The sequence below is a fragment of the Flavobacterium luteolum genome, from assembly GCF_027111275.1.
GTDB classification, from domain to species: Bacteria; Bacteroidota; Bacteroidia; order Flavobacteriales; family Flavobacteriaceae; genus Flavobacterium; species Flavobacterium luteolum.
This window is the reverse complement of sequence record NZ_CP114286.1, coordinates 284,189-301,105: the sequence shown is the minus strand read 5'-3', so window position 1 is coordinate 301,105 and position 16,917 is coordinate 284,189. Positions and strand designations below refer to the sequence as shown.

Annotated in this window: 11 protein-coding genes; 10 read left to right on the top strand and 1 reads right to left on the bottom strand. The window is 34.8% G+C overall.

The features are described 5' to 3' along the window. Positions 1 to 51: 51 nt before the first annotated feature. From OZP10_RS01075 to OZP10_RS01055, 5 genes are all read left to right on the top strand, one after another. A complete protein-coding gene (locus OZP10_RS01075; protein WP_202004307.1) occupies positions 52 to 1,170 on the top strand; it encodes a vWA domain-containing protein in 1,119 nt (372 codons plus the stop codon). Positions 1,171 to 1,333: 163 nt separating this feature from the next. Continuing rightward, positions 1,334 to 2,797 (top strand): MoxR family ATPase, encoded by a 1,464-nt coding sequence (locus OZP10_RS01070; RefSeq protein WP_281633119.1) that lies wholly within the window; start codon positions 1,334 to 1,336, stop codon positions 2,795 to 2,797. Between the two features lie 100 nt (positions 2,798 to 2,897). Then, complete coding sequence (locus OZP10_RS01065; RefSeq protein ID WP_281633118.1) at positions 2,898 to 3,752, top strand: EamA family transporter; 855 nt, start codon at positions 2,898 to 2,900, stop codon at positions 3,750 to 3,752. 447 nt (positions 3,753 to 4,199) lie between these two features. Beyond that, positions 4,200 to 5,486 (top strand): Glu/Leu/Phe/Val family dehydrogenase, encoded by a 1,287-nt coding sequence (locus OZP10_RS01060; protein WP_281633117.1) that lies wholly within the window; start codon positions 4,200 to 4,202, stop codon positions 5,484 to 5,486. Positions 5,487 to 5,618: 132 nt separating this feature from the next. Then, positions 5,619 to 6,842, top strand: coding sequence for a sterol desaturase family protein (locus OZP10_RS01055; protein WP_281633116.1), 1,224 nt, complete (start codon positions 5,619 to 5,621; stop codon positions 6,840 to 6,842). Between the two features lie 368 nt (positions 6,843 to 7,210). Here the strand turns inward: OZP10_RS01055 and susR are convergent, their stop codons facing one another. Beyond that, positions 7,211 to 8,809: a SusR family glycan utilization regulator gene (gene susR / locus OZP10_RS01050; protein ID WP_281633115.1), complete on the bottom strand. Its 1,599-nt coding sequence runs from the start codon at positions 8,807 to 8,809 to the stop codon at positions 7,211 to 7,213. Between the two features lie 482 nt (positions 8,810 to 9,291). On the opposite strand from susR, the gene OZP10_RS01045 reads away from it, so the two are divergent. The 5 genes from OZP10_RS01045 to OZP10_RS01025 all read left to right on the top strand — a co-directional run bounded on the left by OZP10_RS01045 (position 9,292) and on the right by OZP10_RS01025 (position 16,909). Beyond that, complete coding sequence (locus tag OZP10_RS01045; protein WP_281633114.1) at positions 9,292 to 9,813, top strand: DUF5004 domain-containing protein; 522 nt, start codon at positions 9,292 to 9,294, stop codon at positions 9,811 to 9,813. Positions 9,814 to 9,821: 8 nt separating this feature from the next. After that, entirely contained in the window at positions 9,822 to 10,904 is a 1,083-nt protein-coding gene (locus OZP10_RS01040) for a hypothetical protein (RefSeq protein WP_281633113.1), read from the top strand. A 28-nt stretch (positions 10,905 to 10,932) separates the two neighbouring features. After that, complete coding sequence (locus OZP10_RS01035; RefSeq protein ID WP_281633112.1) at positions 10,933 to 13,950, top strand: SusC/RagA family TonB-linked outer membrane protein; 3,018 nt, start codon at positions 10,933 to 10,935, stop codon at positions 13,948 to 13,950. Positions 13,951 to 13,978: 28 nt separating this feature from the next. Further along, positions 13,979 to 15,490 carry a RagB/SusD family nutrient uptake outer membrane protein gene (locus OZP10_RS01030; protein ID WP_281633111.1) on the top strand — a complete coding sequence of 504 codons (1,512 nt, stop codon included), beginning with the start codon at positions 13,979 to 13,981 and terminating at the stop codon, positions 15,488 to 15,490. A gap of 174 nt (positions 15,491 to 15,664) precedes the next feature. Beyond that, positions 15,665 to 16,909 carry a glycoside hydrolase family 99 protein gene (locus OZP10_RS01025; RefSeq protein WP_281633110.1) on the top strand — a complete coding sequence of 415 codons (1,245 nt, stop codon included), beginning with the start codon at positions 15,665 to 15,667 and terminating at the stop codon, positions 16,907 to 16,909. Positions 16,910 to 16,917 lie beyond the last annotated feature (8 nt).

Below are 16,917 nucleotides of genomic sequence, written 5' to 3'. Positions count from 1 at the left end.
TTAATAAACGATTCGTTTTTCATAATTCTAAAAAGATGTAATTTTAGATTTATGAAAAACGAATTTAAAAAAGGCTTTTATTTTAAGACTTACGAAGCTCCTTTTCAGTCTCCGTTTGACAAACTTTTTACGATTTTTAAAGAGTTGATCACCCATACTTCGGGCGATTTTGATGAAGCAATAAACTGGCTTCGGGAACTGGACAAAGAATACAAACTTACCGACGAAAATTATACTATTGACGACTTTATTGAAGATCTGAAAAAGAAAGGATACATTAGAGATGAAGTAAAAGACGATGGAAGTTCTGGTTTCGGAATTACTGCAAAAACCGAAAGAGCCATTAGACAGCAAGCTTTAGATCAGATTTTTGGAAACTTGAAAAAATCTGGGAGCGGAAATCATAAAACAAAATATGCGGGAAGTGGCGATGAACACACAGGAGAATTCCGTGAATATAATTTTGGTGACAGCTTAGAAAGAATTTCTTTAACCGAAAGCCTTCGAAATGCTCAAGTTAATAACGGTGTCGAAAGTTTTATGCTCACTGAAAATGATTTGATTGTAGAAGACGCCCAATACAAAGCGCAAATGAGTACGGTTTTGATGATCGACATCAGTCATAGTATGATTTTGTATGGCGAAGATCGAATAACTCCTGCAAAAAAAGTGGCTATGGCGTTGGCTGAATTAATTACAACAAGATACCCAAAAGATACTTTAGATATATTGGTTTTTGGTAATGATGCCTGGACAATTCCAATCAAAGATTTGCCATATTTACAAGTTGGACCTTATCATACTAATACGGTTGCTGGTTTGCAATTGGCGATGGATATTCTTCGCAGAAAGCGTAATACCAACAAACAGATTTTTATGATTACCGACGGAAAGCCAAGTTGCGTTCGCGAACGTGATGGTTCTTATTATATGAATAGTAATGGTTTGGATGAATATATTGTCGATAAATGCTACACTCAGGCGCAGCAGGCGAGAAAATTACACATTCCGATTACGACTTTTATGATTGCTAGAGATCCATATTTACAGCGTTTTGTGAATCAGTTTACAGAAGCTAATCAAGGGAAAGCATTTTATACCGGAATTAAAGGTTTGGGTGAAATGATTTTTGAAGATTACGAAGCGAATAGGAAGAAGAGGATTAAGTAAAGTTGCTAAGGTTCTAAGATGCTAAGATACTAAGGTTTCTTTGCGCCTGAATATACGTTACGTATATTGTAGAGATGCACTGCAGTGCGTCTAACACAACAATTGTCACGCTGAGCGGAGTCGAAGCGCACATAATAAATAACAAAATCTATATTTCAACACAATGGAAATAAATACTATAAAGACATTAGGTCAATTAAAAGCCACTGGATATAAAAGTACAAGCATCAAAGACGAATTGCGAAATAATCTTCGTGAAAAAATCAAATCGGGAAAACCTGTTTTTGAAGGTGTTCATGGGTTTGAAAATACTGTAATTCCAGAAATAGAACGCGCAATTCTATCTCGCCATAATATTAATTTACTAGGACTTCGCGGACAGGCAAAAACTCGTTTGGCGCGTAAAATGGTCGAGTTGTTAGACGAATATATTCCGTTTGTGGAAGGTTCAGAAATTAACGACGATCCGTTAAATCCAATTTCTCGTTTTGCAAAAGATTTAATTGCTGAAAAAGGAGATGAAACTCCAATATCGTGGTTACATAGAAGTGAACGTTTCTTCGAAAAACTGGCAACTCCAGACGTAACGGTTGCCGATTTAATTGGTGATGTTGACCCAATTAAAGCAGCAAATTTAAAACTATCTTATGCAGACGATCGCGTAATACACTTCGGAATGATTCCGAGAGCGAATCGCTGTATTTTTGTAATCAACGAATTACCCGATTTGCAGGCAAGAATTCAAGTAGCGTTATTCAATATATTGCAAGAAGGAGACATTCAGATTAGAGGTTTTAAATTGAGAATGCCTTTAGATATGCAATTCGTTTTTACCGCAAATCCAGAAGATTATACCAACAGAGGAAGTATTGTAACACCTTTAAAAGATAGAATTGGTTCACAAATTCTAACGCATTATCCAGAAAGTATCGAGATTGCCAGAACAATTACAGAACAAGAATCTAAATTAGATCAAAACCAGACCGATGTTGTGTATGTTCCGAGTTTGGCGAGAGATATTTTGGAGCAAATTAGTTTTGAAGCCCGCGAAAGCGAATATATAGACAATAAAAGTGGTGTAAGTGCCAGAATGAGCATTACGGCGTTTGAAAATTTAATAAGTACAGCCGAACGTCGAGCATTGATTTCTGGTGTAGATAAAACTACTTTGCGTTTATCTGATTTTATCGGAATTATTCCAGCCATTACAGGTAAAGTAGAATTGGTTTATGAAGGAGAGCAGGAGGGAGCCGATGTTGTGGCAGAAAGCTTAATTGGTTCTGCAATCAGAACTTTATTCCCTGAATATTTTCCTAAAATCGAAAAATTGGAAAAACCTGATGAAAAAACACCATACTCAGATCTTGTGGAATGGTTTTTTGCCGAGAGCGGTTTCGAGTTGTTAGATGATGCTTCGGAGAAAGAGTATAAAAATATTCTAGATGAAGTGGCTCCATTAGATGAATTATTGAAAAAATACCAACCTCAATTAGCAAAAGAAGATGTTTATTTTATGAAAGAATTTATTCTTTGGGGCTTGGTAGAATATAAGAAACTGAGCAAAGACCGCTTTGCAAAAGGAAGTCAGTTTAGAGATATTTACGGAAGTTATATTAGTAAATTTTAAAAACATAAGATTAAAATATAATCTGGTCTAGCTGGTTTTTTAAAACCGGCTGGACTTTTTTATTTTACAATGGCTACTTTTACAATCCAAAAATAAATTTATGTTGTTCCTTATATTAAGTATTCTTTGCAGTGTTATTGTAGGTGTTATATTCAAAATTTCTAGAAAATATAATGCTAATCCATCACAGATTATTTCGTTTAATTACATTACTGCAATTACGCTTTGTTACTTTACTTTTGCGCCAGATCTAAATGCATTAGACAATAATGCGCCATTGGAAATCTACACTTCTGTTGGAATTTTACTTCCGATTTTATTTCTGTTTTTAGCACTTTCTATAAAGTATATGGGAATTGCAAAGACAGATGCAGCGCAAAGATTGTCTTTATTTATTCCTATTCTGGCAGCTTGGCTCTTGTTTAATGAAGGATTTAATACTTATAAAGTTATAGGAGTTTTAGTTGGTTTTGCTGCACTTTTGTTCATCTTAAAAAAGCCATCAGACAACGCAGAAAACAAATGGATTTATCCAGCAACAGTTTTACTTGGTTTTGGAGTTATTGATATTCTTTTTAAGAAAATAGCGCTATACACGGTTGTGCCTTATACAACATCTTTGTTTTTTGTCTTTCTAATTGCTTTTGCTGTTTCTATTCTTATAGTGATTTACAAGTTCTTTATAGCAAAAGAAAAATTTGTTTTAAAAAGCATTCCTTTCGGAATATTGGTCGGCGTTTTTAACTTCGGAAATATATTATTTTATTTAAAAGCTCATAAAGCATTTGCAGAAAATCCGTCAACGGTCTTTGCTGGAATGAATATGGGCGTAATTATTTTAGGAACTCTTATAGGCGCTTTTTTCTTTAAAGAGAAACTCTCAAAAATTAATATGTTAGGTTTGTTTTTGGCTCTTATAGCAGTTGTTTTCATCTTTTTATCGCAATTGCAGTAATTTTTTTTAGTTCATAAACCTTTAATTTACAGTTGTTTTTGTAAGTAAATTAAAAATCTTTTAAATTAACTCTACTAATTCTATAGAATTTATAAATATATTTTTGTAGCTTTGTCTCAACAATGAAAAACTATAGCCGAAATATAATGACGTCTTTTCCATGCAGCTTTGCGATGTGCTGTATGGTGAATCACGTTTTGAAATGGCGTTAATAGAGAAAGTACTTGTTAGTTATTTTTTTTTTTAGCCTTTCATTGCACCATGAAAGGCTTTTTTTTGAATCGTTAAAAAATCAAGATATGAGAACCAACAGAAATATGAAAATTTTGATGCGCCGCTGCCTGATAAAGATTCCGTGTTGTCACTAATGGCAGTATAAAACAGATAAGATCTTCAGAGAGAAGATTGATAAACATAAAAAATAACCCAAACCTAAAACTATATATTATGAGCTCAGAAATTATAAAACATAATCCGTTTCAATCCATGATTGATCGTTTTAATATTGCTGCAGATATTTTAAAATTAGATGATTCTATTAAACAAAAACTGCAACGCCCAGAGAAACAAATCACAGTAAATTTTTCTATCACTTTAGATAACGGGAAGGTTCAGAATTTTGAAGGATACCGCGTAATTCACAATACGGCTTTAGGCCCTTCAAAAGGTGGAATTCGTTACGATACGGCTGTAAATCTAGATGAAGTAAAAGCACTTGCCGCCTGGATGACCTGGAAATCTGCCGTAACTGGAATTCCGTTTGGTGGTGCTAAAGGCGGCATTATTTGCGATCCGAGAAACCATTCTAAAACCGAATTAGAAAAAATCACACGAGCATATACCAAAGCTTTAGCTGATATTTTCGGACCAGAGAAAGATGTTCCTGCGCCAGACATGGGAACAGGTCCAGACGAAATGGGCTGGTTGATGGATGAGTTTTCGTTATTGCACGGAAGACCAATTCATGCGGTTGTAACAGGAAAACATCTTCATTCTGGAGGATCTTTAGGCAGAGTAGAAGCTACTGGAAGAGGAGTAAGCATTATTACGCTTTTGGCGCTTCAAAAACTAAAAATTAGACCCGCAAGAGCTACGGCAGCAATTCAAGGATTTGGAAATGTTGGATTGCATTCTGCTTTGTTCCTTCATGAAAAAGGAGTGAAGATTGTAGCTGTAAGTGATGTTTCGGAAGCATTTTATAATCCGAACGGAATTAATATTCCAGAATTAATTTTGTACTATAATTTAAATAACAAAACGATAAAAGGTTATCCAAATTCGGTTGCCATAAAACACGAAGATTTATTGCTTTTAGATGTTGATGTTTTGATTCCGGCTGCAAAAGAAGATGTTATTACGCAGAAGAATGCGGGAGATATTAAAGCTAGAATTATTGTGGAAGGCGCTAATGGTCCAGTTGCTTCAGATGCAGATCAGATTCTGCATGATAAAAATATATTAGTTGTTCCTGATATTTTAGCCAATGCCGGTGGTGTTACCGTTTCTTATTTCGAATGGCTTCAGAATTCGCTTTTGGAGTCTTGGAGAATTCACCAGATTAACAAACGTCTGGAAGATATTTTAGAGAAAGGTTTTGAAACTGTTTTTAGAGTTGCAGTAAAACACAATGTAACGCCTCGTATTGCTGCTTATATTATTGCTTTGAAAAAAGTAGCCGAAACGCAATCGGTTAAAGAAGTGGCATTGGAAGCTCCTTTATTTAAGCAGAATTAAAATCAGGTTTAGTTCGTAAAAGATCATTTTCGTTGATTACGTTTTTTGTCTGCTAAAAACGTAATTGATGGAAGTGTCTTTTTCGTTTGAACTAGTAATTATAATTTTTAGAATCGAAAAGTATCATACAAAATGAAAAATATCAATTTTCTAGCATTTGCCATGCCGGCCTTTTTTCTTTTTTTGTTTTTGGAATATAAGCTTGCTCAACGCAGAAAAAAGCCTGAAATTTTTAACTATGAAAGTTCTGTTTCCAATATTTCCATCGGAATTGCAGAGCGTTTGATTAACTTATTTGTAGCAGCCAGTTTTTATCAGCTGTATTATTTAATTTATGATGATTATAGACTTTTTGATATTCCGAGTAATGCCTTGGTTTGGTTTGCATTAATTCTAGCTACCGATTTTGTCTGGTATTGGTACCATCGATTAGGGCACGAAGTCAACTTTTTTTGGGCAGCTCATATTGTGCATCATCATAGCGAAGAATTTAATTTTACCGCCGCAGCTAGAATTACGACATTTCAAGCCATTATTAGAACAGGATTTTGGTGTGTTTTACCCTTAATTGGTTTTCACCCTAAAATGGTTATTACAATGCTGATTGTTCATGGCGCTTACTCTTTCTTTACGCACACACAGCTTATAGGAAAAATAAAATGGTTGGAATATGTTTTTGTGACACCTTCTGTTCACGGAGTGCATCATGCTTCTGACGAAAAATATCTCGATAAAAATTACGGCGATATGTTTACTTTTTGGGATCGCCTTTTTGGAACTTTCCAAACCGAAGAGGAAAAACCTAAATACGGATTGACGCATCCGCTGAAAAGCTACAGTTTCTTATGGCAGCATTTTCATTATTACTTTGAAATCTACGAATTATGGAAACGCTCCAGCGGATTCAAAGCCAGATGGAACGCAGTTTTCGGCAGTCCAGCTGATATGGATCAGGATATTCGACCAACTTTAGAAAAGCGTTTTCTTCAGGATAAAACAGCTCCAAATCAGAGACTTCGGTTTAAGAATTACCTTTATATTCAATTAGGGTTTTGTACGTTTATTTTAACCATTTTTACCTATTATTTTGATTATTTAGAAAGCTACGATAAAATATTTGTGCTTTCGCTGGTCATTATAACTTTGATCAATTGTGGTGCCTTGTTAGAACAGCGAAAATGGATTTATTATCTAGAATATGCTCGTTTAGCCTTGATCTCAACTTATTTTCTATATGAAGAAGATTTAATCGCATTTTTCTTTGTTCCGATTGCTGTAATGATTTTTGCAGAGCAATTGTTTTCATTGAGTACGATTTACCAGAATACCATTTTGCAATTGGAATCAGCTGAATAACTTTTTTAGCCACGAATTCACGAATTATTTTTGAATATCTATTTGTGTAATTATTGTGAACAAATTTCACGTATCATTTTAAAATAAAATTCGTGAATTTGTGGCTAAAAAAACTTAGTCCCAGAGGGACGAAATATTTATAGAAAAGATATTTGCAGATGTAGAAAAGCCCCAGCGGGGTGACATAAATATATATATGTCACCCCGCTGGGGCTTTTTTGATTGTCGTTTGAATTGCATTCTATAAATATGCCGCTCCTCCGGAGCTGTGATATTAAAACATAATTCGTTAATTGCTTTGCCAGTCCTTATAGCTAGAGCCGTGGCTAAAAAACTTAGAACCTTAGCATCTCAGAACCTTAGCAACTTTAAATAGTCTTTATCTCCATAATCTTCTGCTCAAAAGTATCTTTAAAATCAGATTTGCTTTTAATTCTGGTTTTGTACGTATAAATTGTAGCTACAGAAAGTTCTAAGAATTCTGCCATCTGACTGCTATCTTGAATTCCCAATCTGTACAAAGCAAAAATTCGCAATTCGGTATTTAAAAGTTCGCCTTTTTTGACGATACATTTGTGATCGTTTGGAAACAAATTATTGAAATCGGTTACAAATGTTGGGAACAATTTCAAGAAGATTTCATCAAATTGATGGAAGAGATTTTCGCGTTCTTCTTTTACATTATAACGCTTTAAACTCGCAATAACTTCATCTGTTTTTTTGGTAATGATTTTATGCAGCGTACTTTTCTGTATATGGTCTATTTTATTAATGAAGGCTGATGTTGCTTTGATAAAATAGGTAATATATTCTTCTTTAATAGCATTGGCTTCACTCAAACTCACATTCATTTCCTGCAACTGCAAGTACGAATCGGCCATAATTTTTCTTGCTTTATTCTTTTCTTTTAATTGTTTGAAAATGATGCCGAGGAAAACGAAAATGATAACCGTTAAGATCGTCAAGAGAATAATAATCTTCTCAAGTTTATCATTTTTATCCTTTACATTATTCAGTTGCGCTTTTTCGATAATAGGTAAAATAGACGAAATCTCAATTTTTCGGTGTCTTGCATTATAAAACGTAGCATCATCCATTGCAATATTGATGTACTCGTTTGCTTTATCCAAATAGCCCATTTTAAAAAGTTCATTGGCTAAATTTCGGAGCGCAACGGTTTCTTTTGTAGCATTTTTAACATCGGCGATAGCGGCAAGTGCAAGATACTGAATGGCTTTTTTGGTATAACCCCGCTCAGAATAAATATAACCAAGACTCGAAGTAGCGATTCCGTAGTAATCCGGAGGCAGATTATAGTTGTTTATCCAGTAACTGAAAGCAAATTCGGCACCACGCCAATCTTGTTGTTTCAAGCGTTTTAGGCTTTCGGCAGCCCAATATTCATTAGTATTGGTTCCGATTAATTCTAAAGCTTTCTTTAAGAAATGATTTCCCTGCTGTACATAATGAATATTAAAACGCTGATCACGGTTGTAATCGGCTAAATCATAATAAGCACGAGCTTTAATGTTGTAATATTCAAATTTATTTCTTTGATCCAGTTTAGTGTCATCAATAACATTTAGGGTATCAATTGCTTCTTTAAAAAGTCCAGAAGATAGAAGCACAAAACCTTCTTTTATTCGGCTTTTAGATAAATACTTCGGGTCTTTTAAGATTTTAGCTTTGATTTTGGATTGCTCTAAATAGTAATAAGCAGAGTCGTATTTAAAAGATTTGTATTCATCAAATAAAGACATATAACAGTTGTACAGTTCTTCATTATTTTGGCTAAGGGTAAACTTAGATACGTTTTTCTTTAAAGCTTCAATTTTTCGATATTTCTGTTTCAGGTAAATCTCTTTTTTTAAGAGAACCTGATCTAATTCTTCTAAATAAGGATTTGTCTCTTTCGCAGTAAGAGAAAAACCTGCCAGGAAGAAAAGCAGCATCAATATTCTTTGCATGATTTTGTTTTGGTTTAGGGAAAAGTTGGTTGATAGATATAGTTAGTTAATTCGTTTTAAAATTAAGAATAAGTTTGAGATTAAGCTAAACCTGTTTTTCAAGAATCTTGTAAAATGTTTAATAACATAGCTTTAAAAGGTGATTTTCGGAGTGAAAATAAGCTGTAAATGTTAAAAACAGGTAATTTATTTGCAATTATACAATAAAAACTAGTTATATATATGCATAGTGAAAAAAATATACTGATTATTTTACATATTGTCATTTTTACCATATAAAAACTGCTTATTTTTATCTAAACAGCGTCTTGATTTTTTACTAAAATACAAAAAGTTAAATAGTTGATTATTAGTTGATTATGTTTTTTATTCTTTGAATTTCATCTTGATTTTTATCAGATTTTTTTTTTAAGATTTATTTAACGGCTAGTTTCGCTGTATCCTTTTGAAGGGGATAACAAACTAACAAAAACCAAAAATTTATGAAATGTAAAAGTCTTTATTGGCTAGCTTTTATGATGTGTTTTTTTGCGATTGGATGCGATAACACAGATGACGGAAGCTACGTAGCACCAATTACTCTTTATGAAAAAGTAAACGGGAATTGGGGATTAACAAATCTGAAAATGGTTGATGAAGTTGCGAAAGCAAATAATATCGAACCAAACGAAGAAAACTTGAGTACTTATTTTAACTACGAAGATTTTAAAATCAAATTTAACGTAGATGAAAAGAACAATCCAACAAGTTATGAAGTAACTGGAAATGTCCCTCCGTTATTTGCTCCTAAAGGATATTGGGCATTGAGTTCAGATTTTCAGCAGACCAACGGCGTTGGAACAAAAATCTACTTGTACAGCGATGCTCAAAAAACGCAGAAAACAGATGAATTGAGATTGGTTTCGGTTCCAGGTAAAACCAAAGAACTGCAGATTCAATTAACACATGCTTCTGGAGGTGTAGATTTTGTGTCTTATGTGTTTAAATTAAATGCTATTAATTAAAAAGTAATATGAAAAAGTTTATATATACAATTTTACTTGCCTTGTTGATGGCTCCTAATTTTATTCAGGCACAAGAAGCCGCTGGAGCTGTAGGGCCAATATCATCATTTCCTGTTATCTACAAATATGATGAAAAAGTTACTTGGTACTTTGATATGTCGGCATCGACATTTGCTGAGACAGAAGATTTGTACATCTGGATCTGGTCTCCATCTGAACCAGATGCAGGAAACTGGGAAAATTCATCAGATTTTGCAAAACTAAAATATGAAGGAAACAAAATCTGGAGTTTTACCTTGACTCCAACCACATATTTTTCTAAGACTCCAGAGGAAATAGCAGCAAGTGCAGGATTCTGGTTTCGTTTGAAAAATAAAAACGGATCTAAACAAAGTGATGTTGGCAATGTTCCTTATACTGATTTTTCATCTTTCTATACTTCAGGTGAATTATTTAGATCGTACCCATCAAAACCATTAATCGATAAACCCGTAAGTATTATTTTTAATGCAAATCTTAATCCTGCATTTGCTGGCACTCCAAGTGTACATATGCATGGTGGTTTAAATGATTGGGCTATTCAGCAAATGTATGAAGCTGCAAAACCAGAAATTGCCGAAAAAACAAAATTGAAAGATTTAGGTAACGGTTTTTATAAAATGGATTTTGTTCCTAAGCAGTACTTCAATGCACCAGATGATTTTGTAATGGAAAAAATAAACTTTCTGATGGTAGCAGAGAATTGGACAGCAAATTCTGGCGATCAGGTTATTTACGCAGGAGAATTTGTTCCACCACCGCCACCAAGTTTTGCTTTCTTTCCATCACAAATCAGTCAAAAAGATTTTCTTGGAATGTCGAGAAAAAATAACGAAGCAGGTGTAACCAAATTAATCTACACTATTACAGCTGGACCTAAAACAATTTCTGGTGAGTTTACTGGAGGAACTGCAGAAATTAAAGGTTTTGTCAATTTAGTTTCAGAGTTAAACGGAATTCCAAGCTTAAGCGAAATCCATGTTTTGGTAAAAGACAATAAAGACAAAACGATTTCGGATACAACGATTCCGCTTAAAACTTTAGATAAATAATCACTATTAAATTAAAACACCAATTCTAATGAATAGTAAAAATACAAAAAGCGTCCTGCATCAAATGTGGACTGCTAAAGGAGCGGTATTGATGATTTTTATGCTTTTTCTTTCTGCCAGCACTTTCGCGCAGACGAAAAAACAAATCTCAGGAACCGTTTATGACAATACGGGTACGGTATTGCCGGGAGCTTCTATCATTGAAGTAGGAACAAAAAACGGAACTACAACAGATTTTGATGGTAAATTTAGCCTTCAGGTAGCCGTAGGAGGTGCAATCGAAGTTTCGTTTATCGGATCGACAACACAAAAAATCCAAATTACAGGAAGTACTTCTAATGTTGAGGTGCGTCTGCAAAATGATGGATATACATTGGCAGAAGTTCAAGTAGTTTCTGTAGGTTACGGAAAAGTAAAAAAATCAGATTTAACTGGAGCAATTTCGACAGTTGGAGCAGATGATTTAGTAAAAGGAACTATTTCTTCTACAGAGCAGGTTTTGCAAGGAAAAGTTGCGGGATTAAATATTATTCGTCCTTCTGGAGATCCAGCTGCAGGTTCTACAATCCGTCTTCGTGGAGGAACTTCTTTAACAGCTAGCAACAGTCCGTTAATTGTGGTAGATGGTATTGCAGGTGTTGATATTAACGTGGTTCAGCCTTCAGATATTAAATCGGTTGACGTTCTTAAAGATGCTTCAGCAACAGCAATTTATGGTTCTCGTGGAGCAAACGGGGTAATCATGATTACAACAAAATCTGGAACAAAAGGAGTTTCTGTAGTGTACAGCGGATTATCTAGCGTTGGATATGTTAATGACAACTTAGATTTATTATCTGCAAATCAATGGAGAGGTTATGTTCGTCAGAACGGAATTGCCGATGCGGTAGATTACGGTGCAAATACAAACTGGCAAAAAGCAATTGAGCAGACAGCTATTTCTCAGTCACATACTTTAAGTATCAATTCTGGAAAAGCTGATAGCGGTTTTAGAACTTCGCTTTCGTACTTAAACAATGAAGGTGTTATTAAAAAATCTGGTTTAGAAAGATTAAGCGGAAATGTTAGTGCTTATCAATTTCTTGGAGATAACAAAGAAGTAAAATTTGATATGGGATTATTTGCAAACATTGACAAATGGCACCCAATTGATTATAGAATTTTTGAAAGAGCATACAACTTAAATCCAACAATTCCGGTTTACGATGCAAATGGAGATTTTAGTGTTGTAACAGGAAACCTTTATCAAAATCCAGTTGAGATTTTAACCAACAGAACTTTTGACAATGAAAGACACAGACTTTTAGGTTATTTTAAAACAGATGTGAAATTCTTGAATGACTTTACTGCCACTGCAAACATTTCGTTAGAGCACAATGCTGTAAAAGGAGGAACTTACAAACCATCTTATGCGGTTATGGAAGGGCAGACTGAAGGCGGTTTTGCACAAAGAACGTATGCAGAATACACAAATGCACAAGGGGAGCTTTATGTGAACTACAGCAAAGTTATTGACAAACATAATATTAGCGCTTTGGCGGGTTATTCTTACCTAGAAAATATCTATGAAGGTTTTGGAGCGCAAAGAGGCGGATTTGTAACAGATGCTTTCAGCTACAATAATTTAGGAGCTGGTTACAACTATCGTTTAAGCGATGTGTATTCATACAAAGGAAAATCAAATTTAGTTTCTTTTTACGCTCGTGCTAACTACGGTTACGATGGCAAATATTTATTGACTGCAACTGTAAGACGTGACGGATCTAGCCGTTTTGGAGAAAATAATAAATGGGGAACTTTCCCATCTGCTTCTGCTGCTTGGAGAGTTTCTAACGAAGAATTCATGGAATCTTCAAAAGGATGGTTAGACAACTTAAAATTAAGAGTAGGTTGGGGTATTACAGGTAACCAAGATGGAATTGGTGAGTACAAATCACTTTCTATCTTAGGAGTTGGAAATGACAGTTATTACGATCCAGTTACTAAAACTTGGAGTTTGGCTTATTCTCCAAAACAAAACCCAAATCCTGATTTGAAATGGGAATCTACAGAGCAAATTAACGTTGGTTTTGACTTTGGTCTTTTCAACAGAATTACAGGATCATTCGAATATTATTCTAAAAAGACAAAAGATTTATTATATACTTACGAAGTTCCTCAGCCACCATATTTAGTGGGAACAATGTTGGCAAACGTTGGAGAAATGTCAAACAAAGGGGTAGAGTTAACTTTGAATGCTGATATTATCAGAGGAGATAAATTCAACTGGAATGCTAATTTAACTCTTGGACACAACGTTCAGAAAATTGAAAAACTTTCAAACCCAACTTATAAAACAGATGTTATCTACAGTGGATCTCTTCATGGTTTAGCTGGTATGTCTGGGCAGTATTCTCAAATTATTGCAGAAGGATATCCTGTTGGTACTTTCTGGGGATTCAAAAACGCAGGTTTAGATCCTAACGGAAAAATACAGTATTACAATGCCGCAGGACAAGTTGTTGATGAAAGTGCTTTGGTTGATGCAGATAAAACAGATTTAGGAAACATTCAGCCAGATTTGACAGTAGGTATCGGAATGAATTTTACATACGGAAATTTTGATCTTGGACTTTCTGGATACGGAATGTTTGGACAAAAAGCTTTGAACGCGACAAACATGATGTTGAACGATCCAACTAGATTGCCAGCGTATAATGTGCCAGATGCTTTCTTAAGCAGCGGCATTACTTCTGCGCCTAAGTATTCTGATTACTGGATCGAAGATGCTTCTTTCTTTAGACTTCAGACCCTAACTTTTGGTTATACTTTACCATTGAAATACAAAAAATCTAAAGTTAGAATGTATGTAATGGGAGAAAACTTATTTGTAATTACAGGTTACAAAGGTGTAGATCCAGAGATTGGTTTAAATGCTCAGGACGGAATTGGCCAGACGGGAGTAATGGATCAAACTGGTTTGGCAGCTCCTGGAATTGACAGATACAACAATTATCCTCGACCAACTACTATTTCTGTTGGATTAAATTTTACGCTGAATAACTAAGCGAATTGATAACCAAAAAATATTAACAATGAAAATCAAAATAACAGCAGCAATACTTTTAAGCATGCTTTTTACAGTATCTTGTACTGATTTGAACGAGCAGCTGTATGATCAGGTAGAAGATGGAAATTTCGGAAATACAACCAAAGAAGTTGATGCGCTGGTAGGTGGAGCTTATTCTTCTTTAAGAGGATTCAAAGATGATATCTCAAATAATTACCCGACTTGCGAATATGTTTTCTTTTTGAATGAAGTAGTTTCAGACGAAGCTACAATTCCGACAAGAGGTACAAACTGGTACGATGGAGGACAATACCAAGATGCGCAAAAGCATACTTGGAAATCAGATAATAGAATGATTCTTTCGGCTTGGCGTTACAACTATACCGGAATCGCAAAAATCAACGCAATTATCTATCAAATCAATAAATCGTCTCTTAGCGAGAAATCAAAAGAACCGATTTTTGCTGAATTAAAAGCGCTTAGAGCCTATTACTATTACAATCTTTTAGATTTATTCGGAAATGTTCCAATTGTAACCAATTTTGAAGATACAGATCTTCCAACCAATTCAACAAGAAAACAAGTTTATGATTTTGTTGAAAAAGAATTGACAGACGCTCTTCCGTTTTTAAATCCAAATGTGGTGTATTCTAAGATGACTAGAAATGTTGCGTATTCTATTTTGGCAAGATTGTATCTTAATTCAGAAGCGTTTATCGGTCAGCCACGTTGGCAAGATTGTATCAATATGTGCCAAAAGGTTACAGGATACAGTTTGACACCAGATTTCTTTTCGAATTTCGTGACAGAAAATCAAACTTCGCCAGAAATTATTTTTGCGATCCCTTACGATTCAAAAGCAGGAACAGTTGGAAACTACATGAACTCAATGTCTTGCCATTACAGTCAAAATCTAGCTATTTCTGCAATTCCAAATAATTATCCTTGGAGTGCAAACGGTATGTGCGCGCAGCCAGGAGTTTATTCTTCTTTTGCAGATACAGACAAAAGAAAGAAATGTATGCTAGAAGGCGATCAGATCAATCTTGCGACAGGAAGTGTAATTATTATGAGTAACGGAGAGCCTCTTACTTATACAGAGAACCTAACAAGTCTTGAAGATGCAAAAGAAAATGAAGGAGTTCGTTTGCATAAATACGAAATGAAAGCAGGAGAGCAATGGGAGCGCGATCATGATTTTGTATTAATTCGTTACTCTGAAATCTTAATGATGCAGGCAGAATGTTACGTTCGTTTAGGATCGCCAGATTTAGCAAGACCATTTGTACAGCAAGTTGCGTCTCGTGCAGGTGAAGAATTGCCAACAACAATTGATCTTAAATTTATTGATCAAGAGTTACTGAAAGAATTCACATTTGAAGGAAGAAGAAGAACAGATAACATTCGTTTTGGAACATTCTTCGAGCCATGGTGGTCAAAAGGCACAACGGAAAAATACAGAGCAATTTTCCCAATTCCGAGCAGCGTTTTAACTACCAATAAAAATCTAAAACAAAATCCTGGGTATCCAAATTAGGTTACTAGAATGTCAGTCTTCCATGTTGGTTAGTCGTGGAAGGCTGACATGTTTTTAAAATGATTATCTGCGAGGCTTTATTTAGCCACAGATTAAAGGATTTTCACAGATTAATAATCCTTTTTAATCTTTTAATCTGTGGCAAAATATAAAAATAACAAACAGTACATCAATATGAAAAGATATATCACATCGTTGGTTTTTGGTTTGATGAGTATTGCGATGGTTGCTGGATGCAGCAGCGATGACAAAGGTTCAGACAAACCAGTAGAACCAGAGAAAACAAACCCTGTTGCGATTGAGAAAACCAATAGCACCAAGATTTATATGCACTACATGCCGTGGTTTGAAACCAACGAAAGCAGTGCCGATAAAAAATGGGGATATCACTGGACAATGGCAAACAAAAATCCGAACAACTTAGGAGCAAACGGCCGAAGAGAAATTGCATCGTACTATTATCCGCTGATTGGACCTTATCACTCAGGAGATAAAAATGTGATCGAAAATCATTTATTATTGATGAAATATTCAGGAATTGATGGAATTCTGATTGATTGGTACGGTACTTACGATGTAAATGATTACGGAATGATCAAAGAAAATACAGATCAATTAATCGAAATGTTAGACAAAGTAGGTTTAGAATATGCCATTGTATACGAAGACCGATTTCTAACAAATGTTGTAAACGCAGGAAAAGCAATTTCGGTAACCGGTGCAGCAAAAACAGATTTGGCTTATGTAGAAAAGAATTATTTCTCTGATGCTAATTATATTAAGATTAATGGTAAACCGCTGTTAATGAATTTTGGACCAATTGTGCTACAGACCCCAGCTGAATGGACAAATGTCTTTAATACTTTAACAGCAAAACCTACTTTCTTGACACTTTGGGATCACTCTTCAATGGCAGGAGATAATGCTTCTGGCGAATATGCTTGGGTATACAAAGACAACACTTATCTCACAAACTTTTATACCAACACCAAACCAAAATTGGGTGTGGCAATGGGAAGTGCTTATCCTGGTTTTAAAGATTTTTATGCCGCAGGCGGAGGTGGAGCAGCAATTGGATGGACGATAGAACATAACAATGGAGCGACACTTGATGAAACTTTGACTTTAGCCAAAAATGCAAATGTAAATTACCTGCAGCTGATTACATGGAACGATTTCGGAGAAGGAACCATGATTGAACCAACAGTAGAATTTGGATATTCTTTTATCGAAAAAATCAAAACTTTTGCCGGAGTAAAAAGCACAGAAAGCGTATTTCCAGATATCAGCAAATTGTATGATTTACGCGTACAGAAAAAAGGAAATGTCGAGATCCAGAAAAAACTTGACCAAGCGTTTAATTATTTTGTTTCGATGCAACCAGCAAAAGCAAAACAAATAATAAGCGAAATAAAATAGAGCTGTAA